Origin of the sequence: Corynebacterium sp. HMSC11E11, from assembly GCF_001807025.1 — a bacterium.
In the GTDB taxonomy this organism is placed as follows: domain Bacteria; phylum Actinomycetota; class Actinomycetes; order Mycobacteriales; family Mycobacteriaceae; genus Corynebacterium; species Corynebacterium freneyi.
Genome location: NZ_KV787159.1, coordinates 1,740 through 23,096, shown reverse-complemented (window position 1 = coordinate 23,096; position 21,357 = coordinate 1,740). Strand labels below are relative to the sequence as shown.

16 protein-coding genes and 1 tRNA gene are annotated in these 21,357 nt (G+C 69.4%); 7 read left to right on the top strand and 10 right to left on the bottom strand.

Annotated features, from left to right (window positions below; genetic code table 11):
• Positions 1-129 precede the first annotated feature (129 nt).
• From HMPREF3121_RS12235 to HMPREF3121_RS09850, 6 genes are all read right to left on the bottom strand, one after another.
• A complete protein-coding gene (locus HMPREF3121_RS12235; protein ID WP_246816133.1) occupies positions 130-1,191 on the bottom strand; it encodes a TIGR00730 family Rossman fold protein in 1,062 nt (353 codons plus the stop codon).
• A 163-nt stretch (positions 1,192-1,354) separates the two neighbouring features.
• Positions 1,355-4,741 (bottom strand): arabinosyltransferase domain-containing protein, encoded by a 3,387-nt coding sequence (locus tag HMPREF3121_RS09870; RefSeq protein WP_070522943.1) that lies wholly within the window; start codon positions 4,739-4,741, stop codon positions 1,355-1,357.
• A gap of 26 nt (positions 4,742-4,767) precedes the next feature.
• Positions 4,768-6,804 carry a galactan 5-O-arabinofuranosyltransferase gene (locus tag HMPREF3121_RS09865; protein WP_070522941.1) on the bottom strand — a complete coding sequence of 679 codons (2,037 nt, stop codon included), beginning with the start codon at positions 6,802-6,804 and terminating at the stop codon, positions 4,768-4,770.
• 120 nt (positions 6,805-6,924) lie between these two features.
• Positions 6,925-7,686, bottom strand: coding sequence for a decaprenylphospho-beta-D-erythro-pentofuranosid-2-ulose 2-reductase (locus HMPREF3121_RS09860; protein WP_070522938.1), 762 nt, complete (start codon positions 7,684-7,686; stop codon positions 6,925-6,927).
• Between the two features lie 21 nt (positions 7,687-7,707).
• Positions 7,708-9,177: a decaprenylphosphoryl-beta-D-ribose oxidase gene (locus tag HMPREF3121_RS09855; RefSeq protein ID WP_070522933.1), complete on the bottom strand. Its 1,470-nt coding sequence runs from the start codon at positions 9,175-9,177 to the stop codon at positions 7,708-7,710.
• 106 nt (positions 9,178-9,283) lie between these two features.
• Entirely contained in the window at positions 9,284-9,511 is a 228-nt protein-coding gene (locus HMPREF3121_RS09850) for a hypothetical protein (protein ID WP_035122207.1), read from the bottom strand.
• Between the two features lie 71 nt (positions 9,512-9,582).
• Between HMPREF3121_RS09850 and HMPREF3121_RS09845 the strand changes: the two genes are divergently transcribed.
• From HMPREF3121_RS09845 to HMPREF3121_RS09825, 5 genes are all read left to right on the top strand, one after another.
• On the top strand, positions 9,583-10,206 hold the full coding sequence (locus HMPREF3121_RS09845) for a hypothetical protein (protein WP_141743061.1): 624 nt from the start codon (positions 9,583-9,585) through the stop codon (positions 10,204-10,206).
• A gap of 124 nt (positions 10,207-10,330) precedes the next feature.
• Positions 10,331-11,332: an IS1096 element passenger TnpR family protein gene (locus tag HMPREF3121_RS09840; protein ID WP_070522928.1), complete on the top strand. Its 1,002-nt coding sequence runs from the start codon at positions 10,331-10,333 to the stop codon at positions 11,330-11,332.
• 61 nt (positions 11,333-11,393) lie between these two features.
• Positions 11,394-11,927 (top strand): GtrA family protein, encoded by a 534-nt coding sequence (locus HMPREF3121_RS09835; RefSeq protein WP_246580154.1) that lies wholly within the window; start codon positions 11,394-11,396, stop codon positions 11,925-11,927.
• A gap of 112 nt (positions 11,928-12,039) precedes the next feature.
• Positions 12,040-13,965 carry a glycosyltransferase gene (locus HMPREF3121_RS09830; RefSeq protein ID WP_246816131.1) on the top strand — a complete coding sequence of 642 codons (1,926 nt, stop codon included), beginning with the start codon at positions 12,040-12,042 and terminating at the stop codon, positions 13,963-13,965.
• A gap of 115 nt (positions 13,966-14,080) precedes the next feature.
• On the top strand, positions 14,081-15,220 hold the full coding sequence (locus tag HMPREF3121_RS09825; protein WP_141743060.1) for a hypothetical protein: 1,140 nt from the start codon (positions 14,081-14,083) through the stop codon (positions 15,218-15,220).
• 9 nt (positions 15,221-15,229) lie between these two features.
• Here the strand turns inward: HMPREF3121_RS09825 and HMPREF3121_RS09820 are convergent, their stop codons facing one another.
• From HMPREF3121_RS09820 to HMPREF3121_RS09810, 3 genes are read right to left on the bottom strand one after another with little or no spacing between them, the layout of a single operon-like run.
• The gene (locus HMPREF3121_RS09820) at positions 15,230-16,300 is read right to left on the bottom strand and encodes a glycosyltransferase (protein ID WP_070522922.1); all 1,071 of its coding nucleotides are present in this window, start codon (positions 16,298-16,300) and stop codon (positions 15,230-15,232) included.
• A gap of 29 nt (positions 16,301-16,329) precedes the next feature.
• Positions 16,330-17,124, bottom strand: coding sequence for a galactan export ABC transporter ATP-binding subunit Wzt/RfbE (locus HMPREF3121_RS09815; RefSeq protein ID WP_070522919.1), 795 nt, complete (start codon positions 17,122-17,124; stop codon positions 16,330-16,332).
• 27 nt (positions 17,125-17,151) lie between these two features.
• Positions 17,152-18,003, bottom strand: a complete 852-nt coding sequence (locus tag HMPREF3121_RS09810; RefSeq protein ID WP_083291601.1) for a galactan export ABC transporter permease subunit Wzm/RfbD — start codon at positions 18,001-18,003, stop codon at positions 17,152-17,154.
• A gap of 262 nt (positions 18,004-18,265) precedes the next feature.
• Between HMPREF3121_RS09810 and HMPREF3121_RS09805 the strand changes: the two genes are divergently transcribed.
• On the top strand, positions 18,266-19,534 hold the full coding sequence (locus HMPREF3121_RS09805) for an aminotransferase class V-fold PLP-dependent enzyme (protein WP_070522913.1): 1,269 nt from the start codon (positions 18,266-18,268) through the stop codon (positions 19,532-19,534).
• A 66-nt stretch (positions 19,535-19,600) separates the two neighbouring features.
• Here HMPREF3121_RS09805 and HMPREF3121_RS09800 read toward each other — a convergent pair whose 3' ends face one another.
• Positions 19,601-20,575: an NAD(P)H-quinone oxidoreductase gene (locus tag HMPREF3121_RS09800; RefSeq protein WP_070522910.1), complete on the bottom strand. Its 975-nt coding sequence runs from the start codon at positions 20,573-20,575 to the stop codon at positions 19,601-19,603.
• Between the two features lie 149 nt (positions 20,576-20,724).
• Here HMPREF3121_RS09800 and HMPREF3121_RS09795 point away from each other — a divergent pair.
• Positions 20,725-20,809 (top strand) — tRNA-Ser (locus HMPREF3121_RS09795).
• The last annotated feature ends 548 nt before the right edge of the window (positions 20,810-21,357 follow it).

The window sequence follows — 21,357 nt, the reverse complement described above, 5'->3', positions numbered from 1 at the left end:
GCGGTCGGGGCCCTGGGGAAGGGGCCCCGACCGCGCGTCGTCATGTCGGGGGAGTGGTGCCCCGTCGGCGCCGGAAGCACGTCGCGCCCCCGTGCCGGGCGGGTGTCGCGCCCACGGGGTGCGGGGGCGCTACGACCACTTCGTGCCGGGCGCGCGCCACGCGCACAACCGCGGCAGCAGCTCGGTGGGATCCTCCACGACGATGAGCGAATCCAGGTGCTTGCGGTGCACCAGGCCCCCGTCGACCAGCGACTCGATGAGGTCCACCAACGGCCCCCAGAACCCGCCCGGCCCGACGAGGGCCACGGGCTGCTGGTGGATGCCGATGTGCTGGCGGGTCCACACCTCGAAGAACTCCTCCAACGTCCCGGCGCCGCCGGGCAGCGCGACGAAGGCGTCGCCGAGGGCGTACATGCGGTCCTTGCGCTGGGACATCGTGTCCACCGTCTCCAGGCGGGTCAGGCCGCGATGGGCGATTTCCCGGTCGCGCAGCAACGTCGGGATCACGCCGGTGACGGTGCCGCCGGCGTCCAACGCGGCGTCGGCGGCGGCGCCCATCAACCCGATCGCCGCACCCCCGTAGACCAATTCGACGCGTTCGCGGCCCAACGTGCGTCCCAGCTCGACGGCGGCGGCCCGCCACGCCGGGTCGGTGCCATCGGTGGAACCGGCGAAGACCGTCACGGAGGAGATCACGCGCGCCGGCGCCCCGTCGCGGAGCCGCGGCAGCGTGTGGTTGGCCAGCATCGGCGCGAGCCGACCGGTCGGCGCATGCGGATCCACCCACCGGATCTCCTCGATCTCCGCACGCGGCGACACCTCCGGCGCCCGCCCCAGATACCGCTGGTGATGCCCCACCACGACGCGACCCGGCTCGTTCGCCGCGGCATCGGCGGCGACGCCCCATTCGGACAGCTTGTCCGGGTCCAGCTCCGCGCCCAATTCTTCGCGGAACTCCCGGACCACGGTTTCCGCCGGTGCTTCACGACGCCCGCCCCCATCCGCGGAGACCACCTCCTCCGGCTTACCGCCGGGGAGCATGAAACGATCCGTGCCCCTCTTGCGGACGGTGAGGACCCGCCCCCGCTCATCCGTGACGACGACCGCCGCGACGAGGATGGGCGGGCGGTCGCCGGCCGAAGCTCCCTCATCCGGGAGACCGTCATGTCCGATGTCGTCGAAAGTGCTCACCGCCCCATTGTCCGCGAAATGACGCCGCGCCGCCGCCCGCACCCGACGACCGCGCCGGAAAACGACGGAACCCGGGCACCCCTCCCGAAGGAAGGACACCCGGGTTCACCGGCCGGACGGCGGGGACGTGGACGTCGTCACGCAACGTCCCCGCCCGGGAGGACTAATCCTCCTCCACGATCATCGGCCCCGGAGACCACAGACCCGAACGGGTGATCTCCTCGTACTGGATCACCGCCGGCCCCGGACGCACGCCATCCGGATTCGGACGGGACTGCAGCGCCTCGACGATGCCCCAGTCACGGTTCCAATCGTCCTTCTGGTACGCCGGGACGGCCACCGACTCGTTGACCGCATCGGACATGCCCAGCACGCCACCCGCCGACAGCGACTGCCACGTATCCGTCGACGACACCTTCAGCTCACGGTCCGGGGTGATGCGGTACTTCGGATTCTCCGCCACACCCGCAAAGTGATCGAAAGGACGCTGGCACGGGAACTGGAACGCCACCGCCCAGTCCGGAATGGTCGGCACCGACGAATCGATGACCTCCGGCATCGGCTTCAGCTCCGCCAGGCGCGGCGGGGTCAGCGCGATCCACTCGTCCTTCGCCAGATTCTCGTCGGACACCACCAGGCGCACCGCCGTGGCCTCCTCCGGAATGTCGGCCGTCGGGAAACGCAGGTTGCGCCACGTCGGAGCCGGGCCGATGTCCAACGGCTCGGCCTCGTGCAGCGTCACCCAGTTTTCGCCATCCCACCGGCCGTACTCGGCCATCAGCTTCTGGCCCTTCTGCTTCACGCCGTTGATGTCGTGATGGTAGATGCGGCCCGCGGCCGACACCACCAGCAGCGGATGCGACTCGGAACGCTCCGGCAGCTCGTACCAGGACGTCGTCAGCGAACCCGGGACCTGAACGTCCTCCGAGTACGAACCCAACACCGGGATGCGCTTCGCATCGAGGTCGAACGGCAACGTCGCACGCGAACCGTTGACGCCGGCTTCGGCCTCGAAACCGCCGTCCGTCGACGCGCCCTCGCCGCCGGAGACCCAGTTGGAATCCGGGTTCTCGCTGCGGTCGGCATTCGTCTGGCCGTCGTTGACCCACACCGCGTCGGCCGTCATCTCGCCCGGCAGACCATTCGGGGTGAAGCCGCGGGCATTGCCCTCCGGATCGAGGGAATCGCCCAGGGAGACGCCGCCGACCGGGGTCAGGTACCCCTGGTTCGGGTCGGTTTCCATGAGCACGTCTTCGGCCAGGTTGCACGTCTTGCCCGTCAGCGCGCGGATGTTGCCCAGGCCGACGGAGTACGCCGGGTACTGGGAAACGAAGCCCTTGCCCAGGCTGAGCACCGAGAAAATGACCACCATGAAGCTGACCACCGCGAACGGCGACGCCGCGATGGTGCCCAGGCGCAGTCGCGCGGCCAGCGTCGACGGCTTGCGATCCTCGCCGCGGAACTCCTGCACGAACTGCAGCACCGCACCTGCGGCGAGCGTGAGCACGGCGATGACCATGACGATGTTGCCGGCCTCGACGCCGTTGAGCTGCACGGTCTTGTCGAACCACGGCACGCCGTACGCCGAGACGTACCACCAGCCGTTGATGCCCATCAGGGAAAACGCCAGCATGAAGATGGCCACGCCCGCGAACAGGACCTGGTTGCGGCGGGAGCCGACGGCCCAATGCGAGATCGCCATCGCCGCCAGGGCGGCCAGGGCGGCGCCGATGCCCGCGTACACGCCGAAGTGGTGGGTCCACTTCGTCGGCGTGAAGGTCAGGAAGAACATCGTGCCCACGAACATGAACACCAGGCGCGTCGCCGGCGCCGCCAGGGCGCCCGGCACCGTCCGGTGGCGCAGCAGCGCGGCGATGGTGATCGCCAGGGCCGTGAGCGCGGCCAACACGGCGAAGCGGCGGGTGAAGGAACCGTCGACCGACTGGAGGATCATCCAGTAGTAGCGGATCGGCTCCTCGTACCACGGCATGGACGGGCCGACGATGCCGCGCACGCGGGTGGATTCCCGCACCGTGGCCAGCGTCTGGTCGCCGAAGACCGCCACCAGGATCGCGGTGCCCGCGGCGAGGAACGGCATGGTCTGCATAAGCGGGGCCTTGGCGCCGCCGCCGAGGGCCTCATGGCGATCGACGACGATGCGCACCAGCATCGGCAGACCCGCCAGCAGGGCGGCGACGGCCATCAGGCCGGTCGGACCGCAGCTCAGGGCGAGCGTGGCGACGATGACGCCGATGGCCGCCGGGAACAGGCGGCGGGTGAGGATCGCACGCTCGATGAACACCCACGTCAGCAGGGCGCCCAGGGCGACGACCGGCTCGGGGCGCAGGCCGTTGTTGTACGGCAGCCAGAACGCCAGCAGCACGCCGGCCGCCGACCAGTACGCCACGCGACGCTCGGCGATGTCCTTGCCCAGGCGCGGGATGATCAGACGCGACAGCACGAACCAGATGGCGAACGCGGCGATGAGCGCCGGCAGGCGCATCCACACCGACGCCGTCGACACCTTGACCATCAGGGCCAACAGGTCGTAGTACGGGGCGCCGAACGGCGACTCGGGGACGCCGAACCAGCGGTAGTAGTTGGCCATGTACCCCGCCTCGTCGGAGGCGCGGGCCATGGTGAAGATGTAACCGTCGTCGGACGTGTTCGCGCCGATGAAGTGCCACACGAGGAGAATGAAGCCGACCAGGGCATCCAGCGGCTTGATCTGCCAGGCGTCCTTGCGCAGCCACGGGGTCGGCGTCGAACCGTCGACCTTGTCGATGCGCCGCAGCGCCCACAACGACACCACGGCCATCAGCAGACCGAGCCACATGACGATGTACTTGATGATCGTCGGCTTCGACGTGTAGCGGCTGTCGATCTCCATGTCGAGGTTCAGGCCGGCGGCCACCGCCGCGGCGGCGTCGCCGTCGGCCGGCAGCGAGGTGTAGATGCCCACCGTCTGCGGCCGGATGTCCTCGTCGACGACGCCGCGCAGGGGTTCGCCCTCGGCGTCGACGGCGCCCTCGACGAACGCTTCGGTGCGCTCATGGTCCGAGCGGATGGAGATGACGCCACCGCGGTTGGCCGCGACCTGATCCTCGTCGAGCGTCAGGATCGCCCGGTCGCGGACGACGACGTCGACCGAACCGTCGATGCGCCGCACCTGCAGGCCCTCGGCCGTCGGGTCCTTCGAATCCGGCGGCAACGTGCCGACCAGCAGCGAGCGACCCTCCGGCAGTTCGTCGGCAAGCGACAAGGGCACGTCCAGCGACAGCGAAATCGGGGCCTGCGCCATCAGGGGCGCGTCGACCGACTCGAGGCTGTCGTTCTGGGGCCAGTGCAGCGACGACTGGGTCTGGACGACCGGCAGGAAGGGCAGCGCCACGAAGCACAGAAAACCGATGATGCCCGCGGCGATGGCGGCGATCCGAACCCCCTTCGAGGGCTTCGGGCCGTCCATCGGCGGGCGTTCGATGCGGTCGACGGTCACGACGGGTTCGTCGGGATCCGGGGACCTCGTGATTTCACTGGTTTCGGCAGACACGGGAAAACAGTCTACGGAAAAGGCCCCTATTGCCTAATCAAGACGACGAAAGGCCCGATTTGGGTGGTCGTCCAGTGCCCCCGGAAAACGGCCGGGTCGAAGGCGACTCCGCGGAAGAGGACGTTCGGGTTGTTGGGGTAGATGTCGTCGGCCAGGTCGATGGTGTACCGCGAATCCGGGTCGGTGGAATCGCCGCGGACGATGATGGCGTCGGGTCCGCGCCAGGGGTCGGCGTCCATCGCCGAGACGAGTTCGTCGGGGTCGGTCATCGTCGCCCATTCCTCGATGGCGGCGTTGCGACGGTCGAACTCGCCCAGCGGGTTGGCGTAGTGGCTGGTCAGGGCCTGGAATGAGTACCAGGGGAAATACGCCTGGAAGTTGCGTTCGTCGGTGAGGACGACCGATTCGGTCGGTTCGAGGCCGGCATCGCGCAGCGCGGCGTCGATGTCGCCGTAATGGACGCCGGCATCGGGGGCGAAACGGTCGGCGCGTTCGCCGTAGCCGTCGGTGTCGGTGTGCGCCAGGTCGATCGGGCCGTGGAGCCTGGTGGGGATCGACTGCGCGTAGCCGATTCCCGCGAGCAAGATCACGACCGCGACGCCGGCGCTGATCGTCCGCGCGATGGCCGGCCGCACGGCGTCGGGCCACAGTTTTTCGACGCCGTTGAGTCTCATGTCGGCGATGGCGAACACGCCGGCCGTGGCCAGCATGAGGGTGATCGGCGTCTCGAGGCGGAAACCGAGCAGCGTCCGCCCGGCCAGCGTCGCGATCATCGATGCGACGGCCCAGCCGTACATGACGGTCAGGCCGATGACGATGGCGCGGGTGTCGGGCTCCAGGACGCGCACCACCATCCAGATCAGCCCGAGCAGGCACATCAGCCCGATGACGGATGCGGCGAACATCGGCAGCGGCACGCGAGCGCCGTTGTCGGGCAGGTAGTTCATGGCGGTCGCACCCGACGACGGCGCGCCGGTCAGCCTGGCCCAGAGGTACGGGCCCCACACGGTGGCGGCGATGAGCATGGATCCGGCGCCGATCAGCACGAGCTTTGCGACGGGCCGCCACGACCGCTCCGCCGCGCAGGCCGCGACGGTCAACGTGACGACGATGAGGGCGCCGACCGCGGTGTGCAGGGTGTAGAAGGTGGCGGAGATGCCCAGGAAGACGATGACTCCGATGGTCGCCGCCCAGGCGCCGGCGAGCGCCCGCCGGGCCATGACGGCCAGCGCAGGAAGCCCCATTGCGATGACGGCGGCGTAGGGCTCGTCGGCGGTGGTGGACAGGACGATGGCCGTCGTCAGCAGCGCGATGCCGGCGGCGACGGGCAACGAACCGGACAGCCGCTGCCACACCGGCACCAGCAGCGACCCGCCGGTGGCCAGGGTGATCAGCGCCCACGGCTGGAACACCTCCCAGCCGGGCAGGCCCAGCAGCGCGGCGAATCGTCCGCCGAGCAGGAACCAGCCGGCGGGGTAGTACGACGGGACGTCGATGTACGCCATGTCGTTGAGCCCGAATTCCGCGGTCATGCGGGTGAGGTATTCGGTGCGGAATTCCTGGTCGATGCTGATGCCGTCCAGGTACAGGCGGGTCGAACCCAGCGGGATGGCCAGAGTCGACACGACCAGCGCCGCCGGTGACAGGTAGGCCACGACGTAGGTGAGCAACTCGGCCCACCGCGGCCGTCGTCCGGCGCCGCGCGTGGCCCACTGGTGGAGGAGCACCGTGACGGTGAGCAGCAGGACCACCGTGACCGCGGAGGAGACCGCGCGGGTGACCAGCGAGCCGCCGAACGCGGGCAGCGACATGCCGCGCAGCAGGAACCAGGCGACGAACGCGACGATTGCGCCGCCGCCGGCCGCCGCAACCATGCCGACGGCGGTGTGCTTCAGCGACAGTTGGTCGTCGGCGAAGATCTCGCCGACGGGGTCGGTGGCGAACGGGTCGGGTCGCCGGTCGCGGCCGACGCGCGCGGGGGCGTCGGCCGCGGCGTCGTCGGCCGGGGTCGCCGCGGTGGTGGGCGGCGTGGTGCTTTCTGCCATGCGACCAGTGTCGCACATGCGCCGGACCCCGACCGCGCCGCTTGTGCGACGGTGCCGGGGCTTCGCCGGGCCGTTGCCCGGACGGCGCCCGGGGGATCGAAACGAAGGCGCCGCTTTACGACGCCCCGCCGCCCGGGATCAGATCGGCAGCTTGCGGAAGATCGGGCGCGGGATGTGCTTGAGGATCATCATGACCCACTGGAACGTCGGCGGCGCCCACACCAGCGTCTTGCCGGCTTCGACGGAGCGGACGGCCAGCCGGGCGACGTCCTCCTTGTTCACCGTCAGCGGGGCTTCCTTCACGCCGGCGGACATGCGGGTGCGCACCTGGCCGGGGCGAATGACCAGGGTCTTCACCCCGTACTCGGCCAGCGCCTCGCCGAGGCACAGGTAGAAGCCGTCGAGGCCGGCCTTGGTCGAGCCGTAGACGAAGTTCGAGCGGCGGACGCGCTCGCCCGCGGCGGAGGACATGGCGATGAACTGGCCGTGACCCTGGGCCTTGAACTTCTGGCCGACGAGCACACCCACCGACACCGCGCCGGTGTAGTTGACCTGGGCGATCTGCACGGCCTTGCGCTGGTTCTGCCACAGCTCCTCGGCGTCGCCGAGCAGGCCGAACGCGACGATGCAGATGTCGACGTCGCCGTCCCGGAACGCCTCGTCGACGACGTCCGGGTGGGAGTCGAAGTCGGTGGCGTCGAAGTCGATGACGCGGACGTCGCTGGCGCCGGCGGCGCGCATCTGCGCCTCGGCGGCGTCGCGGCCGGGATCATCGGGCAGGGCGGCGAGAATGACCTTGGCGGGGCCCTTCTCCAGGAACGCGGCGGTGATGGCAAGGCCGATTTCGCTGGTGCCGCCGAGCACCAGGATGGACTGGGGGACGCCCACGGCGTTGATCATGTTCGTTGCTCCTAATCGGGTCTAGCGCAGCTCGAGTCGACGGCTCATGTCGGACTCGAAGACGCCGTTGGGGTCGATGTCGTTGCGGATGCGGATCCAGTCGTCCATCTTCGGGTACATGGCGTGGAAGTTCTCCGCGGAGGTGCGGGACTCCTTGGCCAGGTACAGGCGACCGCCGAATTCCATGACGCGCTTGTCCAGCTCGTCGAGGAAGGGGCCGAGGCCGCGCTTGATGGGGAAGTCGACGCAGACGTTCCAACCGGGCATCGGGTAGGACAGGTGACCGCGGTTGCCTTCGCCGAACAGCTTGAACACGTTCAGGGCGGAGTAGTGCCCGGACTTCTGGATGTCGCGGATGATGTCCTTGAACGGCTCGACGGCGTCGGTGGGCACGACGAACTGGTACTGGAGGAAGCCCTTCTTGCCGTAGCCGCGGTTCCACTCTCCGATCAGGTCGAGCGGTTGGTAGAACTGCGTGAGGTTCTGGACCTGGTTGCGGTAGGTGCCGGACTTCAGCCACCACAGCTGGCCGATGGTGATCATGGACAGCTTGTTCATGGTGAACGACGGGAAGATGTCCGGGACCGTCACCAGCTGGGGGGCGTTGAACTTCAGGGGGTCCTTCGCCAGCTTCGGCGACAGTTCCCGCAGCTGGTCGAGGGTGGCCAGGGAGCCGCGGGAGATGGCGGCGCGGCCGAGCTTCGGCTCGGGGGAGATCGCGTCGAACCAGGCGGACGAGTACGTGTAGTTGTGCTCCGAGCCGTCGGAGTGGAACGCCACGGTTTCGTCGAGGTCGGCGGTGAGGTCGCCGTCGGCGATGAAGTAGGCGGTTTCCGTCTTGGTCATGCGGATCTTGGCCCGCAGGATGATGCCGGTCAGGCCCATGCCGCCGACGGTGGCCCAGAACAATTCGCCGGACGGGTCGTCGTCGGAGCCCTCGGGTTCGAGGTGGAGGACGCGGCCGTCGGCGACGAGGAGATCCATGGAGATCACGTGGTCGCCGAAGGAGCCGGCGGAGTGGTGGTTCTTGCCGTGGATGTCGGGGCCGATGGCGCCGCCGATGGTGACCTGGCGGGTGCCGGGCAGCACGGGGACCCACAGGCCGTAGGGCAGGGCCGCCTTCATCAGCTGGTCGAGGGTGACGCCGCCGTCGACGTCGACGACCGCGGAGTCCGGGTCGATGGAGTGGATGCGGTTGAGGGCCTGCATGTCGACGACCAGGCCGCCGGCGTTTTGGGCGGGGTCGCCGTAGGAGCGGCCCATGCCGCGGGCGATGACGCCGCGCTTGAGGTGCGCGGGCTTTCCGTCGTTCTGCTCGGCGACGGCGCGGACCGCATCGGCGATCTCCGCGACGTCGGGGGTCGACAGGACTTCCGCGGTCGAGGGGGCGGTGCGGCCCCAGCCGGTGAGGGTCCTGGCTTCTGTGGAGACGGCTCCGGGGGCACCGTTCGAAGCGCCGGTGCTGGACGTGCCGTTGGTGTGTGCAGACATCAACGATCAGGCTACTCCCGACCATGTATGTCCACAGGGGGGCGCGCCCCGGGAACGGGCGTAGAAAAACCTGAGAATCCCCGGACCCCCGGCGGGCGGGGAGGACCTACAGGTCCATGATCTCGCGGATCTCCTGCGGCAGTTCCTCCTGGGAGGTGATGGTGGGGCCGTCGTATTCCTCGAGGAGCTTGTACACGCGGGTGCGGCTGGCGCTGTCGAGCATCGGCAGCTCCTGGGCGATCATGCGGGTCATCTCCGACGACATCGGGGTGTCGGTGTGTTCCGCGGCGATGTACACCGGGTCTTGCTTCTTCTTCCTCAGGAATCCGAACATGGGTGCAACAGTACCGGGCGGCCCGGATCCGCCCCGGTGGCCGATCCGCGCGGACGGTTATCCTGATGCGCATGAGCGAGCAGCAGGCGACCACCGGCGACGAGCAGGCGACCACCGCGAACGGGGGCGCGGCCCCGACCACCATCGCGGTCGTCGGCGCGCCGGGCGGCGATGGCGGCGGAGACGGCGCCGGCGACATCGCGGTGTGGCACGTGCAGCTCGCGCCGCAGCTCACCGGCGATCGGCTGTCGGGGGCGTGGCTCGTCGACCCGGAATCGGAGGACGCGGCCGCGACGCTGGCAAACCTGTTCGCCGGAGTGGCGGTGTTGGCCGTGGGGGAGGAGGCCGACGTCGTCAAGCGCACGCCCGCCCCGCGCGTCGACGTGACCGCGACGACCCGGGCCCTGCGCGCGCACGTGAAGGAACTGAAGGCGCGCGTGGCGGAGGAGAAGGCGAAGCCGGGCAAGGACAAGCTCGTGGCGCCGCGGTTTCCGACCATCGGCGACGTCGAACCCATCGAATTCGAGCACGTCGGCGAGCCGGCGGCGGGTCCGGCGTTGGCGTGGGCGCGGGGGCTGGAGGAGCTGACGGCGACGTGGGCGGAGCTCGAAACGCAGCGCCGTCGACGTGATTACCTGCGGGAACCTTGGGGAGCCGAGGCCCGCCCGGTGCCGCTGGAGTACGTGGTGGAGTAGCTGACTCGCGGTCCGTGGGCGGCCCGCGGGCCGCTTGCGAGCGTCCGATGGGCGGCCGCCGGAGCCGGTCGAACGGGAGATCGGGCGCCGACGGGGTTTCGGGAGCGTCGGTACGCTTGGGGCCATGTCGACGGATACCGACAACGTCATCGCCTTTCCGGGCGTGCGCGTGGCCGCCGAACCGGCCACGCTGATCATCGGTGCCGTTTTGACCGAGGAGCCGCAGGTCGTGCACCGGCAGTTCGGCATCAACGACCGCCTGACGCTTCGCGAGCTTTCCGACGCGCTGCGCGTCATGTTCGGCTGGCCCGGCGAATCCGCCCCCACGAAGTTCACCCTCGACGGTGCCGAGGGCGACGACGCAGGGACGGACGCTCGCAACGCGGACGCGGATGCCGACGTCACCGTTCCGCTGGACACCGTCATCGGTGACGTGCTGCAGGACGTCGGCGACACCCTGACCTGGCATTGGGGGCTGTGGGATCATCGGTTGGACGTGCGCGAGGCGTTCGCCCGCGACGACGCCACCCCGGATGCGCTGTGCATCGGCGGCTCCGGGACCATCGACGGCCTGTGGCGCGGCGGCCGGGTGGCCAACGTCGCGGCACCGGTGGACTCCGACCCCGATGAACTGCCCGACGGGCCGGACATCGCGGCGATCAACGAGCTGCTCACCGGCGAGCAGTCCATCCGCAACACGTTGTCCACCGCCCGCGACGATGTCGTCGACCTCATCGAGCGGTCGGGCGTCTTCGAGTTCGTGCCGCTACTGCAGGCGCTTGACCTGCGGCGGACCCCCGGATGCACGTGCGTGGCCGACGATTGCCTCCGCATGCGCGCCCTGCCCGCCGAAGATCCCGACGACGCCGCCGGCCGGGATGCCGCGTTGGCGACGCTGCTGTGCCTGTCCGCGCTCACCGACGAGGACATCCGCCACGACGTCACGTCCCACGTCATGGATGTGCTGGGGTGGGTCGCCGACGACGGCACGCCGCTGACCGGCGAGGACGTCGAGGAACTGTGCGCCGACACGTGGGCTGTGCTCGAGGACGTCGGCGTGGTCGGCGAGGACCAGGTCGGCGTCGTCGACAAGCTCGACCTGCTGCGCGAGGCCCTGCGCCGCTGAACGGGCGTCCTTCCGCGCGGCCATTGGGGGTGTTCGCGCCGGTGGCGTAGGCTTCCGTTCCGTGCACAAGGCCCACGACGACTCCACCAGCGAAAACCGCGACGACCGCGCAGCCGAGCCGATGGTCGACGCCCCCGGCGTCCGGGCGGAGAAGTCCGCGTCCGCGCCGCTGTCCGACAAGCCCCGCGACGACCACGGCCTGATGGTCCAGATGATGCGTTTCATCATTTCCGGCGTCATTGCGGCGGTGGTCGACTTCGGCACGTTGATCATCCTGAACTGGGGCCTCGGCGTCGACCGCACGCTGTCGAAGGCGGTGTCGTGGGTGCTGGGCACGATCACGGCGTACATGATCAACCGCCGGTGGACGTTCAAGGCGGAGGCGTCGGGCAAGCGGTTGGCGGCGGTGGCGGTGCTGTACTTGACGACGTTCGCCGTGCAGAACGTGATTTTCTGGGCCGCGCCGTTCCTGCTGGTGGACCAGTGGGGGTGGGGCCGCGGCCCCAGCGACACGGTGGCGTTCGTGGTGGCCCAGGGCGTGGCGACGGTGGTCAACTTCATCGTCCAGCGCACGGTGATCTTCAAGGTGAAGTAGGGGAACGCTTGACGACGGCCACCCGTGGGCCGTCCGCCCGATGGCGCGAACGGCCCCCGCACGCGGGCGCGTCCGACGGGCGGCCGGGCGTCGGCTCGCTACCCTGGGGGCCGTGAACACCTCCACCGATTCCGTCAATCCCACCGCCGCGTCGTCCGCCTCCGCGGGCGCCGGGGCGATCGACCCGGCCGAGGGCATGGTCGTCCAGCGGGTGCTGTTCGCCCCGCCGGCCGATTGGATCGACTCGGACCTGTACTACACGGTCAAGGTCGGTTCCGGCGCGGGAGTCGGCGTCGGCGGCGGGGTGACGCCGTCGCGCACGGCCATCGAGCTGGCGCCGCACACGACGGTGGCCACCGACACCTACTTCGGTCGTTTCCGCGCCTCCCAGTGGCAGCGGTGGACGACGATTCCCGAGGTCACCATCCGCGGCCGCGTCACCGGCGACGTCCGCGTCCGCGCGTACACGGAGGACATCGGCGGCCACCTGCGCCTGGAGGCGTCGCACGCCCGGGCATCGGCGGCCGACATCGCCGCCTCCCCCGAGGCCGAGGTGGAACTGACCGTGCCCCTGGACCGCTTCGCCGACGGCGGCGCCATCCACGTGGTCGTCGACTCCGGCGACGCCGGCGGATCGGTCGCCGACCTGCGCTACACCGTCGCCGCCGACCAGGTGCGGCGGGACCTGCCGACGGACATCGTCATCTGCTCGTACAACCGCCCCGTCGACTGCGCCAACACCGTCGCCACCCTGGCCGACGACCTCGCCGCCCTCGACCGCGTGCGCACCATCCGCGTCGTCGACCAGGGCGACCAACACCCCGAAGACCAGCCCGAATTTCAGCGGGCCCGGGACATCCTGGGCGAGCGGCTGAACGTCGTCAAGCAACCGAACCTGGGCGGCGCCGGAGGATTCTCCCGCGGCATGCGCGACGCCACCGCCGCCGGCGACTGCCAGGTCCTGCTCACCGACGACGACATCCGCCCCGAACCGGAAACCACCCTGCGACTGTCCGCGCTGGCGTGCTGCGCCGCCAAGCCCATGCTGCTCGGCGCGCAAATGCTGTTCCTGTACAACCCCACGCACCTGTTCCGCACCGGCGAGGTATACGACTGGAAGACCCTCACCGTCCTGGAAAACGACGACCTGTACTCCAAGGCCGACGTCGACGTCCGCGACCACCACCAGCTGCGCCGTCTCGGCGTCGACTACAACGCCTGGTGGACCTGCCTGGTGCCGTCGGAAGTCGTGGAAAAGATCGGCCTGGCGCTGCCGCTGTTCTTCCAGTACGACGACATCGACTTCGGCTACCGCGCCGCCAAAGCCGGCTACCCCACCGACACCGTGCCCGGCGCCGCCGTGTGGCACGCCGACTTCTACTGGAAGGACGTCGAAAACGCCGCCCAGTACTTCGGCCTGCGCAACGGGCTCATCGCCACGTCCATCCACGGCCCGGTGACCGCGAAGGACATGGTGGGCACCGTCACCCGCCGCATCCTGTCGAACATCGTGTCCATGCGCTACGGCCTGGCCTGGACGCAGATGGAGGCGGTCAAGGACATGCTGCGCGGACCGTCCGTGCTCGCCGAGGCCTCCCAGGGCGACTTCGGGCGCATCTCCGCCGGCCGCGCCGACTACCCCGAGACCAAGCTGCTGCCGCTGTCCGACATACCCGCCGGCCTGACCCCCGTGCGCCCGCCGACGCGCGAAATCGCCAGCGAAGACCAGACCTTCGCCAAGCGCGTGGCGTACACCCAGCTGGGCAAGAAGCGCCCCGGCCCCGTCGCCGTCGCCTTCGAGGACGCCTTCTGGTGGCACATCTCCACCTTCGACGAAGTGTGGGTCACCGACGCCTCGCAGTCCGGCGTGCGCCGCCTCGTCCGCGACCGCGACCGTGAGCTGGCGCTGCGCTCGGAACTCATCGGCCTCATGCGCCGCCTGAACTCCGAATGGGATTCCGTCCGCGACCGGTGGCGCGCCGCCGTGCCGACCCTGACCGACGCCGACAACTGGGAGAAGTTCTTCGAAGGCCAGTAGCACCGCGGCCGGGGAACCCGAAACGGGCGAATTCCGGGAAGACTCCGGTTCCATGCTGTAACCGTTTACTGAACGAGAGAGTTCATGAGTTTCCGGAATGGAGCCCTTTTCCCGCATGACCACTTACACGCCGTCGCCCGACACGGGTGACAAAACCCGCAAACTGCTCATCGCCGTTCTGGTGCTGCTGGTGCTCGTCCTGGTCCTGGCGCTGTTCCTCATCGTTCGGATTGCCGGGGACCGAAACGGAGAATTCGGAGCGGACGGGGGAGGGCAGGCGTCGTCAAGCGAGGGCGGCGCGGCGCAGACCCCGGAGGAGCGGGCCGTGGCCGCGTACAAGGAGGTGCTGGCCAACCCGGAGCCGCTGCAGACCGACCTCGGCGAGGAAACTCCCAGCGGAGTGCTGCGGTACGCGCTGGTGCATCTCGACGACGGAAACGTGCCGGAGTTGCTGCTGAACTACGGCAGCAGTCTGGTGAGCCCCGACATGGCCGCGATCGTCGTGTACGGCGTCGACGACGACGGCCGGAAGATCCAGTTCCCCAACGCCTACTACGACGGGATCGGCTCGAACGGTGCCGAGGTGAGGGTCACGTTGCGAGCCACCCGGCAGCCCGGCATGTTCTCCGCCAAGAGTTTGTTGCTTGAGGACGTGCACGAGCAGATGCAGGTGACGCGGCAGGGCAATGAGCTGGTGGAACAGCCCGCAGAGCCGGAGGTAGATGAATTCGAACAGCTGACGTGGACCCCGGCCGACGATCTGGGCGCCATCGAGGCCATTGCCGACGGCGGCGCCGCGCAGGGCTCGGATTCTGGCGGCGCCGGTGCCGACGGAGCCGATGGCGGACCGAATCCGACGCCGGGGCAGCGGGCCCCGGGGGAGCGCCCGGGCTCGGGCTCAAGCTCGGAGGAGTCACGCAATGCCGCCAGCGGCGAGCAGACCGTGACCGGCACCGTGAAGATTTTCCGGAACCGAGCCGAGGTCGCCGACTACCAGCAGCTTCCGGACCCCAATCCGAGCACGCCCGACAACCGGAAGTTCGCGATCCTGGTTCTCGACGAGCCGACCGACGTGACGGCCAAGGTCGTGGGCGGTGGGAGCGAAACACGGACGGTCGAGCACGTCGTCATCAACCCGGACCGTCACGACGACGGCGAGAAGGTGACCATCACCTTCTCCGCCGACGACACGTACTGGCCGTCGGACACGGGCATTCCCTTCGGGCTCGCGGTCGAAGACGGCGCGAAGGGCTGAGGCCGCGAACTACTTCGACGCCTTCGCGGGCGGCTGGTAGCGCTCGAAGTTCTCGCGGCGGCCGCGGCGGTGCAGCGCCCACCACCGGACGAAACCGGGGACGTCGCGGCGCTGGACGAGGAAGAACCACGCGAAACGCGCGTACTCCTGGGGCAGGAGCTTGCGCATGCCCGGCTGACTCATCAGGTAGCCGCGGTTGCGGTAGGTGAAGAACCGCTTCGCGTCGTCGTCCGGGTACTGCGTGTGCATGCGGCCACCGAGAATGGGGCGGAACTCCGCGGTGCCCGACGGATGCAGGTACGCGGTGGTCAGGCAGGTGCCGAAGCGCAGGCCCGACCGGGCGAGACGGCGGTGGAACTCGACTTCGTCGCCGCGGATGAACAGGCGGTAGTCGGGCACGCCCAGCCGCTCGAGGGACGCGGCGGTGAACAGGGCGCCGTTGAACAGGCTGGCGATGCCGGGCAGCAGGTCCCGGTCGGAATCGGTGCACTCCAGGTCGGCGGGCAGCGGCAGCCCGGTGGCGGCCTCCTGGTCGGCGAAACCGGTGAACCACACCTCGCCGTCACCGTCCTCCACGCGGGGCAGGTTGGGGTTGGCGCCGTCGGAAAGCAGCTCGGATCGGTTGCGGCGCCACGTCAGGCCGCGACGCAGCGGGAACGCGAGCTTCTCGGGGTCGTCGATGTCGCACACGACCGGCGACACCTGGTCGAGGTCGTGCCGGGCGGCGCAGTCGTGGAGCTTCTCCAGGACCGTGACGTCCTCGGGGCGGCCGTCGTCGTCGGCGCACCAGATCCAGTCGGCGCCGAGCGCCAGCGCGTGGAGCATGCCGTAGGCGAAACCGCCGGCGCCGCCGAGGTTCGTCTTCGACCCCAGGTAGACCGCCCGCGTGCCGCAGGCGGTCGAATCGTCGATGCCCTCCACCACGGTGCGCACGCGCGGGTCGGCGGCGTTGTCCACCACGATGATCCAGTCCGGGGTTCGCGTCTGACCGGCGATGACCTCCAGGGAACCGGCCAGCTCCCGCAGGCGGTTGTGCGTGACGACGACGACGGCGGTGCTGGTTTTCGGTCCCTCGCTCATGGGCCCATCATCCCACACCGGTGCGGCGGCTACAGCGGCCGGTGGCCCCGTTCGTCGCGGATGCGGCGCACCGCGTCGGCGGCCTCCTTGCCCTCGTACGCCTCGACGACCTCGTCGACCAGACCGGCCTGTCGGATCTGCCCGTGGTCGATCCACAGGGCCGTGTCGCACAACTGCGCCAGGAACTCGTTCGAGTGCGACGCGAACACCAGCAAACCCGAACGCTCCACCAGGGCGGTGAGGCGATCGCGGGCCTTGGCCATGAAGGCCGAGTCGACGGCGCCGATGCCCTCGTCGAGAAGCAGAATCTCCGGCTCGATGGACGTGACCACGCCCAGCGCCAACCGCACCCGCATGCCCGTCGAATACGTGCGCAACGGCATGTGCAGATAGTCGCCGAGCTCCGTGAACTCCGCGATGTCGTCCAGCTTCTCCTTCATCTGCTTGCGCGTCTGCCCCAGGAACAGACCGCGGATGATGATGTTCTCCATGCCGGAGATCTCCGGGTCCATGCCCACGCCCAGGTCGAACACCGGGGCCACCCGGCCGCGGACGTCCGCCGTGCCGCGCGTCGGCTCGTAGATGCCCGACAGCAGGCGCAGCAACGTCGACTTGCCGGCGCCGTTGTGGCCGACCAGCCCCACGCGATCACCCTCGCGCAAATGCAGGTTGATGTCCTTCAACGCCTCGACGACCACCACATTGGAGTCGGTGCGGCCGATCGCACCGCCCGCGGCACCCAGGAACGCCTTCTTCATCGAGCGGGACTTCGCGTCGAAAATGGGGAAGTCGACGCACGCGTCGTACGTGTCGATGCTGACCATGATGTGCCTTTCTCGTCCCTTCCCCGACTACACCCAGTAGCTCACGCGCGACCGCCACTGACGCATCGCCAGCAGGGCGAGCAGCAGGCCCACCACCGTGCAGCCCAACACGATCCACCAGTGGTACGCGTCGAGCGGCTGGCCCGTCAACGGGGCGCGGATGATCTCCAGGTAGTGGTACAGCGGATTGAGCTCCGCGATGCGGGCTCGCTCCGCGACCGCGCCGCCCTGCTCGTCCAGCGTCTTCGTCGTCCACACGATCGGCGTCATGTAGAACACCAGCTGAATCATCGACTCCAGCAGGGGCGCCACGTCGCGGTAACGCGTGGCGATGATGCCGAAGAACATGGTCACCCACACCCCGTTGACCACCAACAGCGCCAACGCCGGAATCGACAGCAGGAAACCCCAGCCCAGATCCGGGCGGAACACCGCCACCAGGATCAGCCAGATGATCATGTTGTGCGCCAGGAACAGCAGCTGCCGCCACACCAGGCGATACACGTGGACGCTCAACGCCGACGGCAACTGCTTGATCAGGCCCTCGTTTTCGATGAACACCGTCGCGCCTTCGCGCACGCAGCCGGAAATGAAGCCCCAAATGATCAGGCCGACCGTCACGTGCGGCAGGAAGTAGGACAGCTCCTGCTGGAACAGCAGCGAGTACAGCAGCCCCAGGGCGACCGCCATCGCGCCGGTGGCGATGGTGATCCACAGCGGGCCCAACGTCGAACGCCGGTACCGCTGCTTGATGTCCTGCCAGCCCAGCTCCAGCCACAGCTGCCGCTGCCCGTAGCCGCGGGTCAGATCCCGCCACGCCGCGGAAACCGTGCGCGACCGGGACCGAGGTGGCGCCGCTACGTCGCCGGCGCCGGTCATCCGGGCGATGTCGGCCCGCAATCCGGTGGTCGGGTGACCTGGTTGTTCTGCGTTAGTCACGCCGTCCAACCTACCCGGCGGGACACCCGCCGCCGTACCCGCCGTCGTATCCGCGGGCGATCGGGGGCATACTGGTTGCCAGTTGAGCGGGCCCCCGGAAGGTTGTGCGGGGTCCGGCTGCGTCGTCGGCGGGTGGGGGCGGTATTCTTGCCCAACCGCCGTGAATCGACGGCATCGGAGTACGCAACCGGAAAGGGTGGTCATGGCTTTCGACGTGCCCACGACCAGGGGCTACTACTCGTCTCTGTCCGATGGTTGGACGTACCTCAACGGCGGGGAACGCGCCCAGATTCCGGAGCGCGTCCTGTCCACCATGACCACCGCGTTCCGCGCCGCCCCGAAGTCCCTTCCGGGCGAGACCGCGACGGGCACCCATTCGCGCGGGCAGGAGGCCGGCATCACCGCCGGGCACCAGTTCGCGGCGATGGCGCGCCGGGCGTTCGCCGACGTGGCCGGCGGGCGCGTCGAGGGCGTGGTGCTGGGCCCGTCGCGTGAGGCGCTGGTCCACGTGCTCCTGCAGGCGATGGGCCGCCGCCTGACGTTGGGCACCGGCATCGTGCTCGCCCGCACGGGTGATCCGGTGTCGCAGGTACCCTTCCGTCGTGCAGCCGACATGTTCGGCGCCCGCGTGCGGTACGCGGAGGCCGACCTGTCCACTGGGGCGGTGCCGGCATGGCAGTTCGAGAATCTCGTCGACGCCGACACCCGCCTGGTGGTCGTGCCTGCCGCCGACCCGTACATCGGTGCGGTCGCGCCGGTGGCGGAGATTTCCCGCATCGTGCGCGTCCAGTCGCCTGCGAAGGTGTTCGTCGACGCGTCGGCGTATGCGCCGTACCGGGTGGTGGACATGCACCGCATGGGCGCCGACATCGTGCTCCTCGACGCCTCGGCGTGGGGTGGCCCCGAGGTGTCCGCCCTGGTGTTCCGCGATCCGTTGCTGCTCGACCGCCTGATGTCGATGTCCCTGGTGCCCGACGCACGCGGCCGCCGCCGCCTGGAGGTCACCCCGGTCGCCCCGTCCCTGCTGGGCGGCGTGTCGGAATCGGTGCGCCACCTCGCCGACCTCGACCCGACCGCGCGGGGCACGCGGCGGCACCGGATCGAGACGTCGATGCCGCAGGTGGGCCGTTACTTGACGACGCTGACCTCACGCCTCGTCGACGCGTTGGGCAACTTGGACCAGGTCCACATCGTCGGCATCGACGGCGAAGCATCCGACGAACCGGGCGCCGCCGACATCGACCGCATCCCCCGCGTGAGCTTCATCGTCGCCGGGGTCCCCGCCGCGACCGTCGTCCGCCGCCTGCTGGACAATCACCTGGTCACCAGCGTCGTCAAGCCGGGCGGGTCCGCCCTCCTCGAGGCGATGGGCGTCATGGAGGCCGGCGGCGCCGTCACCGTGGGCCTCCAGCCGTTCAACACCCCCCACGACGTCGACCAGCTCGTCCGCGCCGTCGCCTCCCTCGGGTAACGCCGGCGGGCCACTCGGGGAGCGGCCGTCGCAAAGCAACGACCCGCCCCCGCCCCCGACCGGCCGCTACTCGCCGACGACCAGCACGATCTTGCCGGTGACCTCACCGGAATCCAGCAGCTCGTGCGCCTTCGCCGCATCGCGAATGTCCATCGTCGCGTGGATCTGCGGCGAAATCGTGCCATCCTCCAACAACGGCCACACCACATCCTCCGTCGACGCCACGATCCGCGCCTTGTCCGCCAAATCGCGGTACCGCAGCCCCGTCGCCGTGATCGACCCCCGCTTCGACAGCAGACGCCCGATGTTCAGCTCGCCCTTCACGCCGCCCTGCATGCCGATGATCACCAAATGCCCGTCCATCGCCAACGCCTTGACGTTGCGGTCCAGGTACTTCGCCCCCATGATGTCCAGGATCACGTCGGCGCCGCCGTGCTCCTTCAGCACCTCCTCGAACGCCTCCTCGCGGTAATTGATCAGGATGTCCGCCCCCAACTCGCGGCACCGCTCCAGCTTCTCCGCGCTGCCCGCGGTCACCGCCACCGTCGCGCCCAGCGACTTCGCCAGCTGAATCGCGAACGTGCCGATGCCGCCCGCGCCACCGTGGACCAGCAGCGTGTCGCCCTCCTTCAGGCCCGCCACCATCACGATGTTCGAGTACACCGTGCACGCCACCTCCGGCATCGCCACCGCGCGCTCCAGCTCCCAACCCGCCGGCACCGGCAGCAGCTGCCCCGCCGGCACCGCCGCGTACTCCGCGAAACCGCCGCCCGACAGCAGACAGCACACCTCGTCGCCGACCTGCCAGCCGCCCGCGTCGGCGCCGACCTTCTCGATGACGCCCGCGCACTCCAGGCCCAGAATGTCCGTCACGCCCTGCGGCGGCGGGTAGTGGCCGCGGGCCTGCAGAATGTCGGCGCGGTTGACGGCCGCGGCGCGGACCTTCACCAGCACCTCGCCATCGCCGATTTCGGGGGTCGGGGCGTCGCGCCACTCCAGGGCTCGGGGGTCGTCGGGGTTGGTCTGGATGATCGCCTTCATGGAAGCCACCTTATCCACCGCGCGCCCGTTTGTGGTCGGGGTCACGAGGATGGCCGAAGGTCGACGCGAATGGGTGTGGCCGGGGCGTGGTTGGGGTGACGGCCGGTGGCGTGGCTACTATTGGGGGGTCCCGCGTGAGCCGCGGGCGGGGAAGTGTGGCAGAGCGGCCGAATGCACTCGCCTTGAAAGCGAGCGTCCTTCACCGGACCGGGGGTTCAAATCCCTCCACTTCCGCCGGCGGGAAACCCCTGGTCGCCGCGACCAGGGGTTTTCTTGCGTCTACCAGCAGAAACGGCCGATTCCCCCGGTCGCGCAGCACGCACTCGGCACGGGAAACGGCGCGAGAATCCCCGGTTTCGTCCCCGCGTCCCCGACCGTGTCCCCACGCGCGGTGGCTTGGCCGTCTCGAGGCCCGTTTCGGTTGCTTTACGACGCCCGACGGTGAGTGCGTCGGCGTTATTCGACAAATGCAGCCCCTCGATTTCGCGTCCTGGGGTTATACCGGCGTTCACCTGGGGTGTGGCTGCATTTGTCGCATAAGGGCGCGCGGCCAAGTGCGTGTGGCCAAGGGTGTGTGGCTAAGGGCGCGCGGTTGAGTGCGTGGGCCCGAGTTCGTTTGGGCGAGCGGGTTCGGCGCAGGGTGGTGTGGGTTGGGTGGGCGTCGTCAAGCAAGTTTTGCTTTGCGACGCCTCCCGGATCACCTTCCCGCCGATTCAAAGGGTGCGGCCGACGTCGGCGAGCGGGCCGTGTGCAGGTGTGGGGGTTCCGGATGCCGGTCGCGC